Genomic DNA, 21,202 nt, shown 5'->3' on the forward strand with positions numbered 1-21,202 from the left:
GCGACTTCAATTCCAGAATGACAAATCGGTTGCAACTTAACGCTACCGTTTAAGGCTACCATAACCGGCGTACACTTCTCGGCGTCGATAGGCGTTTGGCTTCGCGGAGACCCCGTCGAGCCCACACCATCGGAGGCGGCGAACATCCGCGTCTGCATCGAGAGGATTACCCCCGGTCCGCCGGACATGCGCGGAACTCTCAGCGATTAACCGAACGCCCAATGGAGATCGGCCACTCGCTTGCGCCACCGCCAGTTGCGGTATACAACCGCTTACATTTCAAGCAATTCTTAGTTTCTGGCAGTTTCATGAACGGATTTGGAATGGTGCGCGCCCGTGCGGAGCGCAGCGGATACGACCGTGCATTGGCCATTGCCTGCCTCATCGTGTTGGGCTTTACCCTTTACTGCGTGGTACCGAAAGTCGTTGACGGTACCGGCGCGACCGGGCTCGACTTTTCATGCTTTTGGAGCGCGGGGAAGATGGCGCTCGATGGCCATGCCGCCACCGCCTACGATTGGCCGCAGTTGCGGCAAGCGATCATTCAAATACATCCCAGCTTGAACGATGCTCCGTTCCCCGTTTACGAGGTGCCGATACCGTTTTTCTACCCGCCGTTTTTTTTCTTTGCGGCGGCACTGCTGGCACTGCTGCCGTTTCCGACCGCGTTCTGGGTCTGGAGCACCGCAAAGCTGCTGTGCTGGGGGCTCGTTATTTCCGCCATCCGGCCACGCTTCGCCGTACTGCTGCTGGCGTTCGCCGTGCCGGCCGTCCTGTACGATTTCATCGTCGGCCAAAGCTCCCTGCTCGCGGCATCGCTGCTCGGCGCGATTCTGCTGACGCTGGACCGGCGCCCGATCGTCAGCGGCTTCCTGATCGCGCTGCTGATCTTCAAGCCGCAATATGGCGTCCTGCTTCCGCTCATTCTGATCGCTACTGGACGCTGGACCGTCTTCATCACAGCCAGTTTGGTGACACCGGTGCTCTTGCTGCTCACCGGGCTTACCTTCGGCTGGGATACTTTTGAGGGGTTCCGTGAGGCCGCCGTCTTCGCGACGACGCAGTTCCATCTCACCGGCACGCTGGCCTGGTACAAGCTGCAGAGCGTCTACGGCGTGCTTCGGTTTGCCGGTTTTGGCTATGGATCGGCCATGGCACTGCACGTCGCGGTCGCTGCGGCAGCCGCGACGTGGACGCTGATCATCTGGCGCCGCAACGTCAACTTCGCCGTCAAGGCCGCGAGCCTGCTCGTCGCGACATTGCTCGTATCTCCCTACTTCGCGATCTACGATACGGCGCTACTGGCTCTCGCGCTCGTCTTTCTCATGAACGCGCCCATGGCCGAACCTGGCTCGCTTCTTTCGAATCGCTCCGAACTCCGGATCGGGTTCGGCGTGCTTGTCCTGGCGGGGTTCACCTACCCGGTCGCACTCGTGCCGGTCGGTCCGTTCATGTGCGCGACCCTCATCGCGATGATCTGGATGCGATGCAGGCAACCCGGCGTTAAGTCGGATCTAGCTTACGGCTGAGGAGTCCACCGCCAATTGGCGGACTTCCCGATAGCCCCCGTCAGTTCGTCTTCGGCGTGAGCATCTTGCCTTCGATCTTGGGAAGATCGTCGGTCGAGGCCGACTTGTCGCCGCCGGCGCGGCGGGCGAGTTCGACCGTGAGCCGTTCGGCGGCTTCCGGCTGCATCAGGCCGAGGATATCGGACATCTTGCGCGGCTGGATCTGCGAGGCGATCTGGTAGAGCACGTTCATTTCCAGACGATCGAACACTTTTGCGGCGTCCTTCGGCTTCATGTTCTCGTACATGGTGACGATGCCCTTGAAACGCGCGGCATCGGCTTCCGCCTTTGCCGCGGCATCGGCATTCGCCTTGGCGTCATTGGCCTTGGCCTCCTCGACCTTGGCCTCGATGCGCTTCTCAGCAGCCTTCAACAGGCTTTCGCGGATCTCGACCTCGCGCGCGCGCGTCTCGAGCTCCTGGCGGCGCGACTGCAACCGTTCCAGGATCGCGCGCTCCGACGCCGACACCGGCGCCGGGGCATCCAGATTGACGACAACGCCATCGGGCTTGGACGGCTCCGCGGCCGGTGCGGCCGGCTTCGGCGCCTCGTCCTTCTTCTCGTCCTTCTTGGCGTCCTTGTGCTCGACCGATCCCGTGATGTCGCCGGGATCGGCCTTGATCTTGCTGTCAACCACCGCCTTGCCGCCGCCGGGGAAGTTGAAGTTCTGCTGCGCCCAAGACGGACCGGCCGGGCCGGCCGGCGGCGTATCGTCGGCAAACACGTAACCGCCATCGAGCACGAGGCCCGCGACCTTCAGCACCATCAGGCCGAAGATCGCGACCAGCACCACGGGCATCACTCTGATGTCACGAAGCAACTTCATGCAGCGAGGCCGCCGGCCCTCCTGCGCTCGGTGAAGGCTTCAGCCGCCGCGGCGACCGCGTGCGCGGCCGAGACCCTGGGCGCCGGCGCCACTGGCGCGGCTGCTTGTGCCGGTGCCTGCACGGGCTCGGACGGCCGCGCGGCCAGCGCGATCTTGGACAGGCGGCGCACCACGTGGTCGCCTTCCGCCAGCTGGTCCTTGAGCAGCGCCGACATCTGCGTCGCGGCCGCGAGCTGGCTGCCCAGGTTCTCGTTGACGTCGCGCACGGCCAGCTTCAGCCCGCCGATCGCGCGCTCGGCGATCTCCGTCGCCGTGATCAGCTCGCCGATGACCGCCTTCAGCGAATGCTCGTCCGCCTTCAGCCGCGTCAGCCGCTTGTTGAGCATGACGCAGTAGACGATCGTCAGCATCAGCAGCACGGCTACCAGACTCTCGATCGCTAATCCAAGCACATGACTCATGGTGCCTCCATCATCTTGGTCCGCTCGTCCGCCTTCTCGAACATCGCGAAGGTGGTTTGGGGTTTACGCAAATTCTTGGTCACGCGGATCGCGACGCGGTCGCCGACCCGGCCCATCCGCCCCTCGGTCAGCGTGACGTCGCCGCAGCGCACGGTGACGTTGGCGTCGGCGCGCATGTCCAGCGGCAGCGTGTCGCCGACCTTGAGCCGCATCAGCTGCTTGAGCGGAATGTCGGCCTCATAGAGCACCGCGTCGACCGAGATCTCGGCCTGCACGATCTCGGTGGCGAAGTGGCCTTCCCAGACCGGGTCGCGACCGAACTTTTCGCCCATGAACATCTGGAGCAGGACGCCCCGGATCGGCTCGATGGTCGCGTAGGGCAGCAGCAGCTCGATATTGCCGCCGCGGTCTTCCATGTCGATGCGCAGGCGGACCAGGATCGCGGCGTTGGCGGGACGACTGATCGCGGCGAAACGCGGATTGGTCTCGAGCCGGTCGATCGTGAAGGTCACCGGCGACAGCGGCCGGAACGCCTGCTCGGCATCGGCCAGCACCACCTCGACCAGCCGCTTGACCAGCTCGGTCTCGATCGTGGTGTAGGGCCGGCCCTCGATGCGGAGCTGGCTGGTGCCGCGGCGGCCGCCGAGCAGCACGTCGATCATCGAATAGATCAGGTTGGAATCGACCGTCGCCATGCCGAAGTTCTCCCACTCCTCGGCCTTGAAGACGGTGAGGACGGCGGGCAGCGGGATCGAGTTCATGTAGTCGCCGAAACGCACCGAGGTGATGCGGTCGAGCGAGACTTCGACGTTGTCGGAGGTGAAGTTGCGCAGGGACGTCGTCATTAGCCGCACCAGGCGGTCGAAGACGATTTCGAGCATCGGCAGACGCTCGTAGGAGACCATCGCAGAATCGATGATCGCGCGAATGCCGGAATGATCGTCGAGCGTGACGTCGCCGACGGTGAAGCCGAGGAGATTGTCGATCTCCTCCTGCGACAGCACCCGCTCGCCGGAGTTCTTGCCGGTGCCGAGATCACGACTGCCGTCCTCGACCATGGCCGCCCATTGCAGGGCCATGGTTTCCGACAGCTCGTTCTCGGCGGCAGCCTTTGCGGCCTCGGCGGGATCCTCGGAATCGAGCGAGGCCTCCCACTGGGCGGCAATTGCATCCTGGTCGACCTGGTCGTTGCCCGCCATGGCTTTACATCCCTAGTCCGTCATGCTCACTGGACCACGACTTCCTTGAACAGCACCGCGCTGACCTGGATCGGGGCGACCGCCGCGTTGACGCGCTTGGTCAACTCCTCCTTGAGGCGGAAGATGCCGGCGGAACCGTTGAGGTCGGAGGGGCGCAGCTCGCGCACATAGGTCTGGAAGATGTCGGTGACGCGCGGCATCGTCGGCTTGATCGCCTCGATCTGCTTCTCTTCCTTCAGCTCCAGCACGATCTTCAGCCGCAGATATTGCACGCGCTCGCCGGGCGAGCCGGCGAGGTTGACCATCAGGTCGGGGACGTCGACGAAGGCCGGCGGCTTCGGCGGCGGCGCTTCGGCGTGCTGCTCCTCACCGTGGCCGCGCATGAAGAAGAACCAGCCGCCGGCGCCCGCGCCGAGCACGACGAGGAAGCCGACGACGGCAATGATCAGCTTGAGCTTGCCCTTCTTCGGAGCGGCCGCGCCCTCGCCGGTCTCCGTCTTTTCCTCGTCCGCCATCGTCCGCTCGCTTCAACCCGAAGGATGCGAACGCGATTTGCCCCAGCTTTGGCCTGAAGACGCGATACAAATGCCGCCGGCGCACACGCGCCCCAATGCCGGCAACACTGGGGTCATAATGGTTAACGGAAGCTTAGGATTTACCTTCCACTAGGAAAAAACTGCCGGGCAAACATGGTCAACAAGACCTTTCTGCCGCCCCGGGCCGTACCCGGTAAAACAACTAAGCCATTCAAATAACACACCATTTTAAGTTGGCACGGCTTTCGCTGAGAGGACGGCGTAACCCGCGGGTTTGGGAGAATCCAATGGTTACCGACGGATCCGGCGTGAAGGTTTGGGAGAACCTGCATTCGGATCGCCTCACAGGGGAGAACCACCGATGCAGAATACGCTTCTGGTCGGCCTATCGAAGCAGATGGTGCTGGAACGGCAGATGGATGTCGTCTCCAACAACATCGCGAACATGAACACCAACGGCTACAAGGCCGACCGGTCGCTGTTCCAGGAATATCTGTCCTCGAACGCGCATGAGGACAATTTCGCGTCCTCCGACCGCCGCGTCTCCTTCGTGCAGGACCGCGCGACCTTCCACGATTTCTCGCAGGGTCCGACCGAAGAGACCAAGAACCCGCTCGACGTCGCGATCGACGGCAACGCCTTCCTGGTGGTGCAGACGCCGGGCGGCGAGCGCTACACCCGCGAAGGCAGCCTGCAGATCAACAATCGCGGCCAGCTGGTCACCGCCTCCGGCTACCAGGTGCTCGGCAATGCCGGCCCGATCACCTTCCAGCCGACCGACCACGACATCTCGATCGCCGCCGACGGCAACATCACCGTGCTCGAGGGCACCTCCCGTCTCGATTCGATCCGCGGCAAGCTGCGCCTCGTCTCGTTCGCGCAGGCCCAGCGCCTGCTGAAGGAAGGCTCCAACCTCTACGCGCCGGGCGAAGGCACGCAGGCGCTGCCGGACACCAAGGCCCAGATCCGCCAGGGCTTCATCGAGAAGTCGAACGTCAATTCCGTCGTCGAGATGAGCCGCATGATCGAGATCACGCGGACCTACACCCAAATCGCCTCGCTGCTGCAGCAGGAGAGCGACCTGCACAAATCGGCGATCGAAAAGCTCGCCGACGTGCCGAACTGATCCGGGGGATTGACCGATGCGCGCACTTCACACCGCTGCGACCGGAATGGCGGCACAGGAACTCAACGTTCAGGTGATCTCCAACAACATCGCCAACCTGCGCACCACCGGCTTCAAGAAGCAGACCGCGGCGTTCCAGGACTTGATCTATGAGCACGTCCGCCGCGTTGGCGCCCAGTCGTCCGACCAGGGCACCATCCTGCCGGTCGGCGTCGACATCGGCGGCGGCGTCAAGACCGTCGGCACGCCGCGCAGCATGACGCAGGGAACGCTGTCGCAGACCGGCAACGACCTCGATCTCGCGATCTCGGGCGATGGCTTCTTCAAGATCCTGATGCCCGACGGCACCTACCAGTACACCCGCGACGGCACCTTCCAGATGGACAATCAGGGCCGCGTCGTCACCGCGCAGGGCAATTTGCTGCAGCCGACGATCACGATCCCGCAGAACGCATCCGGCCTCACCATCAATGCGCAGGGCCAGGTCTCGGTGACGCTGCCGGGACAGACCGCATCGACCAACATCGGCCAGATCGGCCTGACCCGCTTCATCAACAAGGCCGGCCTGATGCCGATCGGCGACAACCTGTTCCAGGAAACGCCGGCCTCCGGCCAGCCGCAGGACGGCACCGCCAACACCGACGGCTATGGCGACATGCAGCAGAGCAACCTCGAACAGGCCAATATCGACGTCGTCTCGGAGATGAGCGACCTGATCGCCGCGCAGCGCGCCTACGAGATGAACGCCAAGGTCATCAGCGCGGCCGACCAGATGATGCAGTCGACCTCCAACGGCGCTGTTCCGCTGAGGTGATGACGATGATCGCCCGCCCACTCCTGATCGCAGCCGCGCTCCTCGCCGTCGCCGTGGCGCCGTCGGCCGCGCAAAGCCGCCGCGAGACCATCGCGGTGCCGACGCTGCGCGCCAGCATCACGGTCGCCGACGACATCGTGCGGGTCGGCGACCTCATCGACAATGCCGGCAGCGCCGGCAGCGTCGCGGTCTACCGCGCGCCGGACCTCGGCACGACAGGCACGCTGCCGGTCGCGCAGGTGCTGAACGTGTTGCGCTCGCACCAGGTGATCGGCGTCGATACCCGCGAGCTGAAGGAGATCACCGTCACCCGGCTGGCGCGCACCATCGACAGCAAGGAGATCGAGCAGCAGGTGTCGCGCGCGCTGGAGGGTCGCCACGGGCTCGGCAGGGCCGGCAACATCGCGCTGACCTTCGACCGCGATCCCGGCGACATCCGCCTCGAGGCGACCAATACCGGCGTGATGCAGCCGATCGCCGTGCGCTACGACCCGCGCTCGACGCGTTTCGACCTGACCTTCGAGATCGGCAACGATGCCGGCGCCGCGCCATCGAAGCTGCGCTTCACCGGAACCGCGATCGAGACCATCGAGGCCGCCGTGCTGACGCGCAATGTCGAGCGCGGCGATGTGCTGAAGGCTTCCGACGTGATCGTCGAACGCCGTCCGAAAGCCGAAATCGGCAACAACGCGGCGGTGCGCGACAGCGCCGTCGGCATGCAGGTCCGCCGCCAGCTCCGCCCCGGCCAGGCGCTTCGCGTCGCCGACCTCGCGAAGCCCGATCTCGTCACCCGCGACCAGAACGTCACGCTGATCTATCGCACCGCCGGCCTCTACCTGACGATCCGCGGCAAGGCGATGGATGGCGGCGCCGAGGGCGACACCGTCAGCGTGCTCAATCTGCATTCCAAGCGCACGCTGACCGGCGTCGTCACCGGCCGCGGCCAGGTCTCGATCTCAGTCGCGACCCCGCGCCCGGCGCCGACCGCCGACGCCACCGAATCCAATTCCGCTTCCGTCAAGCTGAGTTCAGTCGCACCAAACGCCGAGTAAAGTTCATGTCCCAGTACCGCATCAACCGCCTCGTCCTGACCGGTGCGCTGCTCGCGCTCGGAACGATCGCCAGCGGCTGCTCCTCGATCGACCGCCTGTCGCAGATCGGCGAGCAGCCGAAGCTGTCGGCGATCGACAATCCGACGACGCAGCCCGGCTACAAGCCGGTGCAGATGCCGATGCCGAAGCCGGAAGTTGCCTCCTACAATCCGAACTCGCTGTGGCGCAACGGCAGCCGCGCCTTCTTCAAGGACCAGCGCGCCGCGCGCCAGGTCGGCGACCTCCTGACCGTGACCGTGAACATCACGGACAAGGCCGCGATCGCCAACGAGACCCAGCGCAGCCGCACCAATTCGGAAGACTCGGGCGTCACGGACTTCATCGGCTCGCAAACGATCACCCAGGCCAACAAGATCCTGCCCGGCCGTATCCTGACAGCCGACTCGACCTCGTCCAGCGAGGGCAAGGGCAGCGTCGACCGCAAGGAAGCCCTGCAGACCAACGTCGCCGCCGTGGTGACCCAGGTGCTGCCGAACGGCAACCTGGTCGTCGAAGGCAAGCAGGAGATCCGCGTCAACTTCGAGATCCGCGAGCTGATCGTGGCCGGCATCGTGCGCCCCGAGGACATCCAGAGCGACAACACCATCGACTCCACCAAGATCGCCCAGGCCCGCATCGCCTATGGCGGCCGCGGCCAGATCACCGACGTGCAGCAGCCGCGCTACGGCCAGCAAGTCATGGACGTGCTGCTGCCCTTCTAACGGCATGATCCCGCAAAGCGGAAACCGGTTTACGGAAACGGATCATGCCCGAGTAGGACTTTTACGAGCTCCCACATCTCGTCGCGAACCTAGGCGCGGCGCGGTGTACCAACACGGCCCTCGCTAGCTCCCCTGGCGAGGGTCGTGGCTTTTTGTGACCGGTGGCGTGCGCCGGCGCGATCGCCGCGCATCAGTCCGATACCGCTTCACGAAAGTCGCGCCATCGCCTTGTCGGTTCGTTAACCCTCGCAGCAGCGCACAGTAGAAGTCCCGGCGCTTGCAACGTAGGGAGACGACAACGCAGGGTTTTCTGTTTGTATGACGGTCATGCAAAGAGACGGACGATATGCGGCGTGGTTCCGGACGCCGCGGGGCGAAGGCACCGGAATAGTCCAGCTCGCAAATGGCAGGATCTCGGGCGGCGACGCCATGTTCATTTATGGCGGCACCTATCAGCTCGATGAGGACCGCTTCACGGCGACGCTGACGACGCACCGCTATGCCGACGGTCCGTTCACCACCGTGTTCGGATGCGACGAGGTCGAGGCGCAGCTGACGGGCTCGTTCAACGGCAACCGGGCGGTGTGCTCGGGCACGGCCAAGCAGGCCCCCGGCGTGCTGTTCGAAGCCACGCTGTTTCTGCAGCAGCAGGAGCCGGAGCCCGCCCCCGGCCCAAGGACCACGACAACGCGCGCGGGTGTGGCGAGGCTGCCGAAGCTCCCCGGCCGGCGCACGACGGTCGTGAGCAGGCGTTTCAGCTAAACCGTCCGCAATCCCGATGGCGTCGCCACCCGGTCCGGCGTACGATCGCGCATGCGCGAAGCGCAGCCCGATCGATGCAGCCGGAAGGAGGAACGAATGTATGCCGCCATCCGTCAGGCCAAGGCGAAGAGCGGAAGCGCGGAAGAGCTGGCGCGCCGCATCAAGGACGGCGCCGTTCCGATCATCAGCGACGTCGATGGTTTTCGCGCCTACTACGTCGTCTATGCCGGCGACGACACGGTCACCGCGATCAGCGTCTTCAACAACCATGCCGGCGCCGAAGAGGCCAATCGCCGCGCGCTGGCCTGGATCGACGACAATCTCGGCCCATTGCTGGTCGGCCAGGCCACCGCAGTCGCAGGTCCCGTGATCGTCCATACGAAGGCCTGACGGCCGCGCCCGGCAAACTTCGCCCGGCAGAAGCTGCCCGCTGCCAGTCGTGCGCGCGTGGCGGCATCGCGATCCCCTTGAAATCACGGCTGCAACGTATGGCACGCCATTTGCTCCACGATTGCAGCATTGCAATGGGGACTGCGCGCAGATGACGTCGATCTCGGCCCTTGGATCGGTCACCGCCAGCATGACGACTGGCACATTGAAGAAACCGCTGACCGCCGACGCCACCGGCGGCAGCTCGCTCGGCGATACCGTCGAGCAGAAGTTTCTCAAATACGCGCAGATGAGCCCGATGGACCGGATGCGCGCGAACATCCTCAAAAGCATGGGCATGTCGGAAGAAGACCTCAAGAACATGACGCCGGATCAGCGCGCCGCGGTCGAGCAGAAGATCAAGGAGCTGATCGAGCAGGCGTTCCAGAAGAACGCCGGCAAGGCCGGCCAGGCGGTCGACATCTCGGCCTAGCACGCCGACCATCGACGATGGCATCGCCGAGCTGATCGCCAGATCGGACACCGCGAGCGCGAGCCCCTAGTGTCCCGAATCCGAAGTTCGCATCATTTGCCGCACCTTCGGAGCGAACTTCGGATTCGATAAGGACACTAGCAAACTTATGATTCTAGTGTGCTTTATGAATGCGAAGTTCGTGAAAGTGGCTGCCGCGAAATCGCACGAACTTCGCATTCAGCACACTAGGCGGACGCTGCCTCCGGCACCGGCATTCCGCGCATGGTGGCGTATGATCTGCCGAGGATCGCCTCGATCGCCATCGCAGCCAGCCATAGCAGTGCACCGCAGGACAGATCGATGACGTAATGCCCGCCGATCGGAACGGTCGCGATCAGCACAAGCGCATTCCAGATCAACGTGACGGCGAGCAGCCATCTCGTCCCTGTCGTCGCACAAATCGTCATCAGGACGAGGCAGGTGTGAAACGACGGGAATGTCACCACGCCTTGCAGATTTTCGAATGACACGTTCGGAGACAGAGCATTGCGAAAATACTCGAACTTGGCGAGATGATAGATTCCTGCGCCGTCGGGAAGCTGCTCAAGCACCTCTATCGGATGGTGGAAATAGGCAAAAGCTCCCCTGGCGGGCCAGAACACTGAAAACGTCGCAGCGACAACCACGGTCAGGCTGAACACGAATACCAGCTGCCAGAGCTTGTCGAAGCGTCCCATCATGGCCAGGAACGGCAGCAGTGCGGCAAGCTGGAGCAGCCAGCTGTCGTAAGCCACGGATAGCAGATGGGACAGCAAGGGATGATCCGCAAACCACCGGATCATGGACGGCAAATCGACCCCGACCGCACGATCGGCGTTGCCGAGAACGTCATCGATCAAGGGGAACTTGTACCGCAAGCCGACCAGGCTGATGACCGCGGCCGCCACGATCGACCAGCAAGTCGCAGCGACGGCGCCCCCCAAATGAGAGAGTGTCGGCGCGGTGCGCCATCTGCCGTAGACGACATGGACGATGATGAGGAACGCCATCATGCCGGAAAACAGCGCCAGATCCCTGGCGTCGATCGCGATCCGAAATCTCCAAAGCAGGAAGCCGGTGAAACCGCTCGCCGCGAGGGCAACAAGCCATGAGCCGAGCATGCTCCATTTGTAGGGATGGGTTCCCTGAAGTGCCTCTGCCGCAGCTTTCGCCTCTGGAGAGACCCTTCGCGGGGCAGGGAGATCCGCCGACGACGCGATCCGTGACGGACCAAGCAACTGACTGAGCATTCCGACTGCCATTCCAGCGGGCGCCTCGACACGAGACCCGCTCATTCCACAGCCACAGGTTTAGCAGTCACTCGTTAAGTTGCGTCGGTACACAGCTACAACCGGACAACCTTCATGTCCAATGGTGAACGGTTTATTTCGCTATATCTCTGAAAGGGGGAGTTGGGTTCCCAAATGCCCGAAGAGCCGGCTACTGACGGAGATCCGGCCTGTCGCTCAGGACAATGAAGACCTTGCCGCCGAAGTCGTATCGCGCGACCTCGCGCATGCCGAGCCGCAGATGCGCCTTCAGCGAGCGCGGATTGTCTTCCCTGATGAACAGGATTGCCTCGCGGCCGCGGAACGCCGCTTGAAGCTTCGCGTACAACGCCTCCAGCACGCCAAGGACGCGCGCGTTTCGGGAGACGCACACCGGGCCGTAGACATATGCATCGGGACTGCCTGGCCAGGCCGTCAGCATGGCCTGCACCGGCGGCGCCTCGCCATATCCCTTCTCCGACGTCAGGAGCGCGCCGAGCAGCCTGCCCTCATCATCGGTCGCGATAACGATCGGCTGTCCGTTTGCAATGCGCGTCTCGATCACCTCGCGCGGCCATCGCCCGAGCAACATGCCGCCGTGCTCCCCGCTCTCGGCCGTCAACAGCGCGGAGGTGGCGTCCGCATCGGACCATGTGGCTAGCCTGGTCTTGATCATCGCGGATGGATCGCGAGCACCATGCCGGCGCAGCTCACGCCTTCTTCTTTGCGGTCGCGCGGGTACCCGCGGTCTTCGTCACTGGCTTGTTCGCCGGCTTCCTTGACGGCTTCTTTGACTTGGCCTGGTTGAGTTCGATCGCGGCACGAATAAGCGCTTTGAGCGCGCGATCGTTGATCTTGTCGCCCTCGAACAGATCGATCGCGCGCCGCGCGTTGCCCTCGAAGCCGGTGTTGAACAGTCTGTCGGGGTCCGGCAGCTGCGCGCCATACATGAAGGTCAGCTTGACCTTGCCCTTGTGGGCATTGCCGACCGCGATGATGCCGTCGCGCGACCACACCGGGCTGCCCATCCACTTCCACTCCTCGATGATCTCAGGATCGGCGGCGAGGATGCTCTTGCGCAGGTTGGCGAGCGTCTTGCCGCGCCAGTCGGTGAGGTCCTCGATCATCCGGTCGATACGTTCCGATGCCGTCATTGCTGTCTCTCGCGCCTCATCCGCCCCAAGCCGTCACGTCATGCAATCACACTTGGGACGCGGACGTCGATCCCCCATGCTGACGCCGCGGCGACAGATAAGGCAACGCGAACAGATAGAGGCCGCTGAGCAGCATGAAGATCAGCGGGAACAGCGCCAGCAGGCCGATCCAGACCGCCTGCTGCTGCAGGATCATGGCGACGATGTTGATGATGACGGCAACCGTGAAGGCGATCGAGAGCCAGCGGTGCGATTGCCGGATCCAGTTGTTCCAGTTCAATGTGACCTCCTGTTGGATGAATGTTGCGGGTTCGCGAACGCGCCTCACTCCGGCCGCGCCATCAGCTGATCGAGATTCTCGAGGAACTGCTTCCATCCGGCATGGGCGCCGCCATAGGCCTGCTTCTGATGCGGCTGGAAGCCGGACTGCACGACGCGCAGATGGGTGCCGGTCGCCGTCGGCGTCAGCGTGAAGACCACGACGCTCTCGAGATTGTAGCCGGCATCCGCATGCGCAAAATTCCAGGTGTAGGCGAGCGTCTTCTGCGGCTCGATGGTGAGCACCTCGCAGTCCAGCACGCCGCCCCATTCGCCGCGCAGGTTGAAGCGATGACCGACGGTCGGCTTGAAGTCGTTCTTCATCAGCCATTCCTCGATCAGATGCGGCTGCGTCAGCGCGCGCCAGAGCTTTTCCGGCGGATGCGGAAATTCACGCTCGACGATCGCGGAGCGCGTTTCAGCGGTGGTCTTGTTCATTGGTCCATCCTCTTCAGGAGATCGTCGAGCGCGTCGAGCCGGTTCTGCCAGAAGCCGGCCATCTGGCCGGTCCAGTCGATCAGTGGATTGAGCGCACCGGGCCGCGCGCTGTAATGGGTCTGCCTTCCTTCATGGCGGTCGCGCACCAGGCCAGCCTGCTTCAAGGCGCCGAGATGTTTCGACACGGCCGGCTGCGAGATCCTGGCACGGGCCGTCAGCGCGCCGACGGTCTGCTCACCCTCGCGGCACAGGCGCTCGAAGATGGCCCGGCGGGTCGGGTCTGCGAGGGTTCGAAACAGGATGTCGTGAGCGTCAGGCATTTGCGATCAATAACTCATTGGTTATGGATTAACGTATAACCAGCCAGCTATGGATAAGTCAACCGCAAACTTCGGCGGCTCGACAGCGGCCGCGCTACCTGAGGTTTTCCGGCGCGATGGCGCAACAAGACCGCCCGCGCCTTTCATAACCCACAGGTTATCCGGTGGCGCCGATCGGCCCGTCGGGCCGTAGCCCGTCGCGCAGGGAAAGCCGGGTTGTTTCCGGTTACACCCGTGGTCCTACCCCCGTGCTTTCTACCTTTTGCACGGGGCCCATGGGTGCGATCGGCACCCGGCTTTCCCTGCGCCCTCTGCTCAAGAGAGGGCGGAACGAAGAGCAGCTCGGGCAAATCATGTCGCGAGAATGCGGAAGTTTGACTCACAACGCGCGCAACACATTCCATGTCGTCCTGGCGAAAGCCAGGACCCATTACCCCAAATGAGAGTTGTTGCGCGATGCTGGGGCCACGATCCCGTTCATCCATCAAGTGCGGTGGTAATGGGTCCTGGCCTTCGCCAGGACGATCGTGTGTGTGGCATCCGCAGTGTCGTCGCCCGGCTTGACCGGGCGATCCAGTACGCCGCGGCCTCTCGGGTCAAGCACTGGCGTCTCTGGAATACTGGATCACCCGCATTCGCGGATGATGACACCGCGTGTTTGTCATCTTGATTCGAGAACCATCCGCATCGTCGTCCCGGCGCAGGCCGGCAACTGTTATGTCGGCTTGGTCTGCAGGTAGGGCTTTCTGTCGCGCATCATGGCGTTGAGGACCGTTAGGAGCTTCCTGGCAACGGCAATGAGAGCGAGCTTGGCTGGTTTGCCGACCTGTCGCAGCCGCGCGTAGAAGGCCTTGAATGGATCGGCCCGACGAACCGCGTTCAGAGCCGCCATATAGAGGGCGTCACGAACGCGCTTTCGGCCGCCGGCGATCTTGCGTTTTCCACGGAAGGCGCCGCTGTCGACGTTGAAGGGGGCAAGGCCCGCGAGCGCGGCGATCTGCTTCGCTCCAACATGTCCAAGTTCCGGCATCTTCGCGATCAGCTGCATGCAAGCCACGGGACCCACGCCCGGCAGTGAGCGCATCAACCGCGCATCGTCCGCGATCTCCGGCTCGGCCTTGGTCAATGCGTTGATATCGGCCTCGATCTCGGCGATCTCGCCGTCGAGAACCTCAATGAGCCGACTGATCCGTTCGGCCATGGCGCGGTCGTCGGCCTCGCTGCGCCGGTTCTTCTCCTGCGCGCGCATGAGAACCAGTTGGTCCCGCCGTTTTGCAAGCCCTGCCAAAGCGTTGCGGGCGGGATTGGCGGCCCGCTCGGTTGCCGGCTGCATGACCCGGCCAAAGGCCGCCAGCATCCGTGCATCGATCGGATCGGTTTTGGCAAGTTGGCCGCTGGCCCGCGCAAAATCGCGAGCTCGAGCCGGATTGATCCGAGCGAAGCGGACACCGGCCTGGCTTAGGGCCTCGCGAAGCGCGAGGTCATAGGCGCCCGTGGCCTCGAAGACGACCAGCGCATCGCATCGCCAACGCGCCACCTGCTGTGTGATGGCCTGTGCCGCGTTGGCGATGCGCCTGGACACGCCGTCAGCTTCATCAAAGATATCGAGATGCTTCTGATTCCGACATAACGAGGGGGTATGATCACGGTGCCTGTCCCTGTGATGCGAGGTCTGTTGGCGCAGCCTCGTGCAACTGTTCAGGTTGGTAATGGAACGGGCGGGAGGCCGAGCCGGCTCACGGCGTCAAGCGCCAAGGACCCAACGGCTTCCCGCCCAACCCATCATGACAGACTTCCAAGACACAGGGACCCATAACCGCCGATGCGAATTGTCATGCACTATTGCAACGACGAGTCCCGCCTCCAACATCCGAGCGCATGAAACCGTGTCGTTGCGGTGGCACTGCGCATGATCTACAACCTTTGCACGGACGCGATTGCTATTCTCGGATAATTTTACGGAGATTTTTGATGTGCCAGCTTTGCGAAATCACAGCTCCCACCCAGACCTCCCGGCGCCGCTTCCTCGCTGCCGCGGCTTGCACCGCAGCCGGCCTCGCCCTTGCACCGCCGGTTTCCGCCAAGGAGACCAAATCGCCACCGAAGCCGCAGAATGTGCTGGCGCCGGACGCGGCGCTGGAGCGGCTGGTGAAGGGCAATCTGCGCTATGTCGAAGGCGTCTCGCGGCGGCATGATTTCAAGCACGAGCGCGAGGCGCTGGCCGGCGGACAGAATCCGTTCGCCGGTATCCTGAGTTGCGCGGACTCCCGGATCGCACCGGAATACGCCTTCGACACCGGCCGCGGCGACCTGTTCGTGTGCCGCGTCGCCGGCAATTTCGCCGGCGACGAGACCGTTGCGAGCATGGAATATGCATCGGTCGTGCTGAACGTGCCGCTGTTCATGGTGCTCGGCCACGACAGCTGCGGGGCAGTCGACGCCGCCATCAAGTCGCTGAAGGACAACACCACCCTGCCCGGCCATCTGCCCTCGCTGGTCAATGCGATCGCACCGGCGGTGAAGGCGACCGAGGGCAAGTCAGGCGACCGCCTCGCCAACGCCATCAGGCAGAATGTCATCGACAACGTCGCGAAGCTGAAATCGGCGACGCCGATCCTCAGCGCCGCGGTCGATCAGGGCAAGCTCAGGGTGGTCGGCGCGGTCTACCGGCTGACCGATGGCAAGGTCGAACTGGTCACCGACGCCAAGACGGCCGGCGATATGAAAGTCAGGTGAACGTCGCAACTCGGTGTCGTCCCTGCGAAAGCAGGGACCCATAACCACGAATGCTAATTGTTGCACGGCGCCGGAACGACGAGCACGGTTCACGACGGCCGCCGCGGGGTATGGGTCCCTGCTTTCGCAGGGACGACATCTTTATGTGGAGGCAGGCTCGCACAACGTCACCTCACGTAAAGGTCGCTTCCACCTTGCCGAGGCCGTCGAGCTCCATCACGACCGTATCGCCGGCTTTCAGCCACAGCGTCTTGACCAGGCTGCCCGTCAGCACGAGCTGCCCCGCATGGAGACCCTTGCCCTCGGCGGCGAGATGGTTGGCGAGCCAGGCGAGCGCGTTGTGGGGATGGCCGAGCACGTCGGCGCCGGTGCCCTGGCTCACCTCCTCGCCGTTGACGATCGCGCGTCCCGCGACCGCGCGCAGATCAGGCACGGTGATGCGCGGCACCGCCTCCCCCAGCACGCAGCCGGCGGCGAAGAAATCGTCGGCGATCAAGGTCGGCGCGCCCATCGTTTCCCACTTCACGTAGCGATCGTCGACGATCTCGATTGCGGGGATAGGCATCGACCGCCTCGCCGACCCATTCGGCCGTGAACGGCGCCTCGCCGGCCGCAAGGTCCCGCTTGAGCCGCACCGCGATCTCGCACTCGACGCCGACCTGGACGAACTCGGCCGCCGGCAGCCGCACGCCGCTTTCATGCACGACTTTCTGGAACACGCCACCGCCGCAGGGGTGCGGAATGCCGATGTAGTCCTGCATCACCTGGCTGGTGCAGCCGATCTTGTAGCCGACGAGGCTGCCCACGTGTGGCTGCATCAGATCGTGCAGCGCATACTGCACCTGATAGCCTTCGGCCTCGTCGCGCGGCGCGACGTCCTTCGGAAGCGCCTTGAGCGGCGCGCGGCTGCGACGCGCGCTGGCGATCGCCTTTGCGGCCGCGAGGACCCGATCCATCTGCGCAGCCTCCCTGATGTTCTCGGCGGCGCGGTGGCGCCTCCGTCTGCTCGCTGCAATTCAGCACTCGCCGACGCGTCTGGCAAGCACGCTGGACGGGAGCTGCCGTCAGCCCTTGACGAGACCGAGCCGGATCAGGCTCTCCGCGGTCGCGACGATCATCTCCTCATTGCCGCGCGGGCGCCAGCCGAGCAGGTGTTGCGCCTTGGCGCTGGTCGAGCGGCGCACCTTGCCGAGCAGCGGCAGCGCGGCACGGGCCATCGGGTTGCGCCGTGCGGCGAGCCGCATCATCCAGTCCGGCGCCTGGAACCGCGGCACGCGCCGCGCCTTGCTGCCGAGTTTTGCGCGCAGCACCCGGGCGATCGCGAGGATCGACATGGTCTCGCCGGCGACCGCCAGGAAGCGCTCACCGCTCGCCTCGGGCGACGTCATGGCGCGCAGATGCAGGTCGGCGACATCGCGGACGTCGACGAGGCCGAAATGGATCCGCGGCACCGCCGGCATCGCGCCGTCGAGCAGCGCCTTGATGATGCCGATCGACTCGGAGAAATCGGCACCGAGCGCCGGGCCGAACACCGCGGTGGGGTTGACCACGGCAAGCTCGAGGCCATTGCCTTCGCGCGCGACGAAATCCCAGGCGGCGCGCTCGGCAAGCGTCTTGGATTTCGTATAGGCCTGCACGCCCTCGCCATCGAGATTGGACCACACCGTCTCGTTGAACGGCGCCGCCTGCGGCGGATGGCCGTAACCGATTGCCGCGAACGACGACGTCACGACGACGCGCCTGACGCCTGCGTCACGCGCGGCGCGCAACACCCGCAGCGTGCCTTCCCGCGCCGGCACGATCAGCTCGTTCTCGTCCTCGGGCACATGGGCGCCGAGCGGCGATGCGACATGCAGCACGTAGTCGCACCCGGCGGCCGCCTCGCGCCAACCGTCGTCGCGCAGCAGGTCGGCGATGACGAAGCCGACCTGGTCGGGCGCCGACGCACCGCCCTGGCGCAGCATCGCGATCACGTTGTTGCTGCGACCCGGATTGCGCACCGTCGTTCGCACCGCATGCCCGTCCGCGAGCAGCTGCAGGATGGTATGCACGCCGATGAATCCCGATCCGCCCGTGACCAAAACCGTGCTCATGTCGCTGCCCTTTTCATGGTTCGGCGGATGGGCCCAACATTGCACTGCCCGCCCTGCACAGGCCGCATCTGGTCACTATCTGACCTTGGACAAGTAGGATGAAATTCGAGACCGGTATGGAAAACAATACCAGCGATATGTGTGACGGCGGTGAATGCGAGAGCTGCCCCACCGACCCCAATGTGCTGATCGAATTCAAGCACGCGATCCACGCGCTCGGGGGAAAATGGAAGCTCGAGATCCTGTTCACGCTGATGAATGGCGGCGTGCGGTTCGGCGCGCTGCGCCGCGCGCTCGCGCCGATCACCCAGCACATGCTGACCACGCAGCTTCGCGAGCTCGAGCGCGACGGCCTGGTGGCGCGCAAGGTGCTCGCCGAGAAGCCGCTGCAGGTCGAATACGAGCTGACGGATTCGGCCTGGAGCCTGACGCCGGCTTTCCGCGAATTGCTGGCATGGTCGAAGACGTTCGGCCCGCGCCGTCAGGCGGAGGCAAGCGAGGCGATACTCGGAGCCGGGTTGGCCTGAAATATCGCCTCGCCTTAAACCGTTTCGGCATAGGAACGACATTCCCTCTCCCGCTTGCGGGGGAGGTGCAGCGAATGCGTGGCCAGGCTTGAGCACGCACATCGCGCCTCACCCCATGCCGAGCGCCTTTCGGATCGCGATCTCGACCGGCGAATACGCACCGTCCGCGCGTTCCAGCCGGTACGGTTCGCCGGCAGCGAGCGACGGCTGGGCCATGAAGCGCGGCGTCGTGCCCCGATGCTTCTGCGCGGCATGCACCAGCAACGGATGGCACAGATAGACCGTGCCGGCCTCGCCCGTCGCGAGCGCGACCTCGCAGTCGGCGCCGACATCGTCGAGCACCATCCGTGCGCGCCCGGCCTCGCCCGCGGGCGCGAGGTAGCGGGCCATCGGCCAATGCGAGCCGACCCTGATCCGGGTCGGCGCGTCGTCCTCGCCGACGTCGGAGAACAGGAACAGCAGCAACAGCGCCCGGCCACGAGAGACGACATTGGCCCGCCAGGCGGAGAAGTCGCTGCGCTCGTTCGGGTCGCAATCCTCGCCGGGGAAGCTGACGTCGATATGCCAGCCGGCATCGCCGGGATCGTCCGGATGCGGGAAGCGCACCGGAAAGGTTCCGATGTTGTCGCGCGGGCGCCAGCGGCCGGGACCGGCGATCTGGTCGAACGCCCGGTGCAGCAGCGGCGCGTTGATCGCTTCGCGAAACGGCGTACCGCCGTACCCCGGCAGCCGGATCACGGGTTGGGTCCAAGTCAAGGGATCGTGCTCGCTGCATGGCAGGTCACGCCACATGATGGCGCGTCCCCGGTCGGCGAGTTCCCGGGGAAAGGCGCTGTCGATCCTGACAAAGCCCTGTTGGATGAATTGCTCGATCTGCGCGCCGTCAAGCGCAGGCGCCTCGTTTCGATGGGTCATGATTGTCTCTCAAACTGTCGCCAGCCATCGATGCTCCGCGATGCGCGGAACCTGACCGGCTCATTCGGTTTCACTGGAATCCCAGGAGCGAAAGCTCGCGGGGCCGCTCAGCGCCTCCAGGAGGAAGCGGGATCAGCCCAGGAAAAACACCGAAGCGATGTTGAGAGTGCGTGTCATCATGGCGGCGCGAACGTACAACCGGTACGCGCCGGTAGCCAATCCGTGGCGATCCGTCGCCACTATTCGTCGCGATAGACCTTCTCGCGTTTCTCGTGGCGCTCCTGCGCTTCCACCGAGAGCGTTGCGATGGGCCGGGCTTCGAGCCGCTTCAACGAGATCGGCTCGCCGGTTTCCTCGCAATAGCCGTAGGTGTTGTCCTCGATGCGCTGGAGCGCGGCGTCGATCTTGGCGATCAACTTGCGCTGGCGGTCGCGGGCGCGGAGTTCGATGGCACGGTCGGTTTCCGAGGACGCTCGGTCCGCGAGGTCGGGATGATTGACGTTCTCTTCCTGCAACGTCTGCAACGTGACCTTCGATTCGCGGAGGATCTCATCCTTCCAGGCCAGCAGCTTGGCGCGGAAATAGTCGCGCTGCCGCTCATTCATGAAAGGCTCTTTTTCAGTCGGCCGGTAGTTCTTCAGCTTTTCCAAAGGCAGCCATGTCCCTGTCAGGCGGAGGGAACACAACCCCTCCGCGCGGCGCCTTATATAGCCACGTCATGTGACAGACAATATCTGCCACCGCGAAAGGCGGGCCGCCCCCAAGGCCTTGCACAGGCAAACTTATCCGCCCTGCCCGGGGACGGCCCTGCCCCCCTCAATAGCCGACCGTGAAACGCCGGCGGATATAGGCCGGACGCTCGATTTCGTCGGCGAGTGCAACTGCGAAATCCTCGAACGAGATCGAGCTTTTGCCGTCGGCGGCGGTCAGGAGCTGGTCGGTTCCTAGGCGGAACTTGCCGGTCCGCTCGCCCACCACGAACAGTGCCGAGGGCGACAAAAAGGTCCAGTTCAGGTCCTTTTCCTGGCGCAGCAGGTCGAGGAATTCAGCCCCCTTGGAGGCCTCGGCCTTGTATTGGGGCGGAAAATTGGGGGTGGTCACCAGGCGGACGCCCGGCGCCACCTCAAGGCTGCCGGCGCCGCCGACCACGAGATAGCGGCCGACCCCGGATGCCTTGGCAGCCCCGATCAGCTTGGCGGGGTCGCTGACCAGGAAATGGATCGAACTGATCGCGGCATCGTGGCCGGCCCACAGCGCGGCCAGGGCGGCCTGGTCGTTCGCGTCACCCTTGCGGGCAGTGACATTGGGCAGGGCTGCGATCTTCTCGGGGTTCCGGGCGATGGCTGTGACGGCGTGGCCGCGGCGGGACAGTTCCGCGGCGATGCGCGAGCCGGCCTGGCCGGACGCGCCGGCGATGGCGATCTTCATCTCAAGTCTCCGATTGA

At 64.4% G+C, this 21,202-nt stretch carries 25 protein-coding genes and 1 pseudogene; 10 read left to right on the forward strand and 16 right to left on the reverse strand.

The features are described 5' to 3' along the window. Positions 1-221 precede the first annotated feature (221 nt). Positions 222-1,529: a glycosyltransferase family 87 protein gene (locus RX327_RS26325; RefSeq protein WP_244482637.1), complete on the forward strand. Its 1,308-nt coding sequence runs from the start codon at positions 222-224 to the stop codon at positions 1,527-1,529. A gap of 40 nt (positions 1,530-1,569) precedes the next feature. Here RX327_RS26325 and RX327_RS26330 read toward each other — a convergent pair whose 3' ends face one another. From RX327_RS26330 to fliL, 4 genes are read right to left on the reverse strand one after another with little or no spacing between them, the layout of a single operon-like run. After that, positions 1,570-2,394 carry a MotE family protein gene (locus tag RX327_RS26330; RefSeq protein ID WP_050387616.1) on the reverse strand — a complete coding sequence of 275 codons (825 nt, stop codon included), beginning with the start codon at positions 2,392-2,394 and terminating at the stop codon, positions 1,570-1,572. Then, positions 2,391-2,855 carry a DUF6468 domain-containing protein gene (locus RX327_RS26335; protein WP_317247566.1) on the reverse strand — a complete coding sequence of 155 codons (465 nt, stop codon included), beginning with the start codon at positions 2,853-2,855 and terminating at the stop codon, positions 2,391-2,393. The genes RX327_RS26330 and RX327_RS26335 overlap by 4 nt, the downstream gene beginning before the upstream one ends. Next, positions 2,852-4,054 carry a flagellar motor switch protein FliM gene (gene fliM / locus RX327_RS26340; RefSeq protein ID WP_317247567.1) on the reverse strand — a complete coding sequence of 401 codons (1,203 nt, stop codon included), beginning with the start codon at positions 4,052-4,054 and terminating at the stop codon, positions 2,852-2,854. Before fliM ends, RX327_RS26335 begins: the two co-directional genes overlap by 4 nt. Positions 4,055-4,080: 26 nt before the next feature. Then, complete coding sequence (fliL, locus tag RX327_RS26345) at positions 4,081-4,569, reverse strand: flagellar basal body-associated protein FliL (protein ID WP_317247568.1); 489 nt, start codon at positions 4,567-4,569, stop codon at positions 4,081-4,083. Between the two features lie 382 nt (positions 4,570-4,951). Between fliL and flgF the strand changes: the two genes are divergently transcribed. The 7 genes from flgF to RX327_RS26380 all read left to right on the forward strand — a co-directional run bounded on the left by flgF (position 4,952) and on the right by RX327_RS26380 (position 9,967). Beyond that, positions 4,952-5,716 carry a flagellar basal-body rod protein FlgF gene (gene flgF / locus RX327_RS26350; protein ID WP_317247569.1) on the forward strand — a complete coding sequence of 255 codons (765 nt, stop codon included), beginning with the start codon at positions 4,952-4,954 and terminating at the stop codon, positions 5,714-5,716. A 16-nt stretch (positions 5,717-5,732) separates the two neighbouring features. Beyond that, entirely contained in the window at positions 5,733-6,530 is a 798-nt protein-coding gene (gene flgG, locus RX327_RS26355; protein ID WP_317247570.1) for a flagellar basal-body rod protein FlgG, read from the forward strand. Continuing rightward, entirely contained in the window at positions 6,530-7,582 is a 1,053-nt protein-coding gene (flgA, locus tag RX327_RS26360) for a flagellar basal body P-ring formation chaperone FlgA (protein ID WP_317247571.1), read from the forward strand. The genes flgG and flgA overlap by 1 nt, the downstream gene beginning before the upstream one ends. 5 nt (positions 7,583-7,587) lie before the next feature. Further along, positions 7,588-8,343, forward strand: a complete 756-nt coding sequence (gene flgH, locus RX327_RS26365; protein ID WP_317247572.1) for a flagellar basal body L-ring protein FlgH — start codon at positions 7,588-7,590, stop codon at positions 8,341-8,343. A gap of 429 nt (positions 8,344-8,772) precedes the next feature. Then, on the forward strand, positions 8,773-9,105 hold the full coding sequence (locus tag RX327_RS26370; RefSeq protein ID WP_410712080.1) for a hypothetical protein: 333 nt from the start codon (positions 8,773-8,775) through the stop codon (positions 9,103-9,105). Positions 9,106-9,201: 96 nt separating this feature from the next. Next, positions 9,202-9,495: an antibiotic biosynthesis monooxygenase gene (locus tag RX327_RS26375; protein WP_317247573.1), complete on the forward strand. Its 294-nt coding sequence runs from the start codon at positions 9,202-9,204 to the stop codon at positions 9,493-9,495. A 151-nt stretch (positions 9,496-9,646) separates the two neighbouring features. Then, entirely contained in the window at positions 9,647-9,967 is a 321-nt protein-coding gene (locus tag RX327_RS26380) for a hypothetical protein (protein ID WP_050387610.1), read from the forward strand. A gap of 227 nt (positions 9,968-10,194) precedes the next feature. On the opposite strand, the gene RX327_RS26385 is transcribed toward RX327_RS26380, so the two are convergent. From RX327_RS26385 to RX327_RS26415, 7 genes are all read right to left on the reverse strand, one after another. Beyond that, the gene (locus RX327_RS26385) at positions 10,195-11,109 is read right to left on the reverse strand and encodes a phosphatase PAP2 family protein (protein WP_050387609.1); all 915 of its coding nucleotides are present in this window, start codon (positions 11,107-11,109) and stop codon (positions 10,195-10,197) included. A 319-nt stretch (positions 11,110-11,428) separates the two neighbouring features. Beyond that, entirely contained in the window at positions 11,429-11,932 is a 504-nt protein-coding gene (locus RX327_RS26390; protein WP_317247575.1) for an N-acetyltransferase, read from the reverse strand. A 34-nt stretch (positions 11,933-11,966) separates the two neighbouring features. After that, entirely contained in the window at positions 11,967-12,410 is a 444-nt protein-coding gene (locus RX327_RS26395; RefSeq protein ID WP_050387607.1) for a DUF1801 domain-containing protein, read from the reverse strand. A 46-nt stretch (positions 12,411-12,456) separates the two neighbouring features. Further along, positions 12,457-12,690, reverse strand: coding sequence for a hypothetical protein (locus RX327_RS26400; RefSeq protein WP_028337181.1), 234 nt, complete (start codon positions 12,688-12,690; stop codon positions 12,457-12,459). Positions 12,691-12,734: 44 nt separating this feature from the next. Beyond that, positions 12,735-13,166, reverse strand: a complete 432-nt coding sequence (locus tag RX327_RS26405) for an SRPBCC domain-containing protein (RefSeq protein ID WP_317247576.1) — start codon at positions 13,164-13,166, stop codon at positions 12,735-12,737. Further along, on the reverse strand, positions 13,163-13,486 hold the full coding sequence (locus tag RX327_RS26410; protein ID WP_317247577.1) for a metalloregulator ArsR/SmtB family transcription factor: 324 nt from the start codon (positions 13,484-13,486) through the stop codon (positions 13,163-13,165). The genes RX327_RS26405 and RX327_RS26410 overlap by 4 nt, the downstream gene beginning before the upstream one ends. 715 nt (positions 13,487-14,201) lie before the next feature. Further along, positions 14,202-15,068: a transposase gene (locus tag RX327_RS26415; RefSeq protein ID WP_317247578.1), complete on the reverse strand. Its 867-nt coding sequence runs from the start codon at positions 15,066-15,068 to the stop codon at positions 14,202-14,204. 389 nt (positions 15,069-15,457) lie between these two features. Between RX327_RS26415 and RX327_RS26420 the strand changes: the two genes are divergently transcribed. After that, positions 15,458-16,222, forward strand: coding sequence for a carbonic anhydrase (locus RX327_RS26420; RefSeq protein ID WP_317247579.1), 765 nt, complete (start codon positions 15,458-15,460; stop codon positions 16,220-16,222). 172 nt (positions 16,223-16,394) lie between these two features. On the opposite strand, the pseudogene RX327_RS26425 reads toward RX327_RS26420, so the two are convergent. Together RX327_RS26425 and RX327_RS26430 are read right to left on the reverse strand one after the other, a co-directional pair. Further along, positions 16,395-17,178: pseudogene (locus RX327_RS26425) on the reverse strand (2-keto-4-pentenoate hydratase). Between the two features lie 108 nt (positions 17,179-17,286). Continuing rightward, a complete protein-coding gene (locus tag RX327_RS26430; protein ID WP_317247580.1) occupies positions 17,287-18,315 on the reverse strand; it encodes an aldehyde reductase in 1,029 nt (342 codons plus the stop codon). Positions 18,316-18,413: 98 nt separating this feature from the next. Here RX327_RS26430 and RX327_RS26435 point away from each other — a divergent pair, with 98 nt between their 5' ends. Next, a complete protein-coding gene (locus RX327_RS26435) occupies positions 18,414-18,842 on the forward strand; it encodes a helix-turn-helix domain-containing protein (protein ID WP_317247581.1) in 429 nt (142 codons plus the stop codon). A gap of 108 nt (positions 18,843-18,950) precedes the next feature. On the opposite strand, the gene RX327_RS26440 is transcribed toward RX327_RS26435, so the two are convergent. The 3 genes from RX327_RS26440 to RX327_RS26450 form a co-directional block, all read right to left on the reverse strand. Then, positions 18,951-19,757, reverse strand: coding sequence for a hypothetical protein (locus RX327_RS26440; protein WP_050386398.1), 807 nt, complete (start codon positions 19,755-19,757; stop codon positions 18,951-18,953). 239 nt (positions 19,758-19,996) lie between these two features. After that, the gene (gene dksA, locus RX327_RS26445) at positions 19,997-20,362 is read right to left on the reverse strand and encodes an RNA polymerase-binding protein DksA (protein ID WP_317247582.1); all 366 of its coding nucleotides are present in this window, start codon (positions 20,360-20,362) and stop codon (positions 19,997-19,999) included. Between the two features lie 211 nt (positions 20,363-20,573). Then, complete coding sequence (locus RX327_RS26450; protein WP_317247583.1) at positions 20,574-21,185, reverse strand: NAD(P)-dependent oxidoreductase; 612 nt, start codon at positions 21,183-21,185, stop codon at positions 20,574-20,576. Positions 21,186-21,202 lie beyond the last annotated feature (17 nt).

The organism is Bradyrhizobium sp. BEA-2-5 (assembly GCF_032918025.1).
Lineage (GTDB): Bacteria > Pseudomonadota > Alphaproteobacteria > Rhizobiales > Xanthobacteraceae > Bradyrhizobium > Bradyrhizobium pachyrhizi.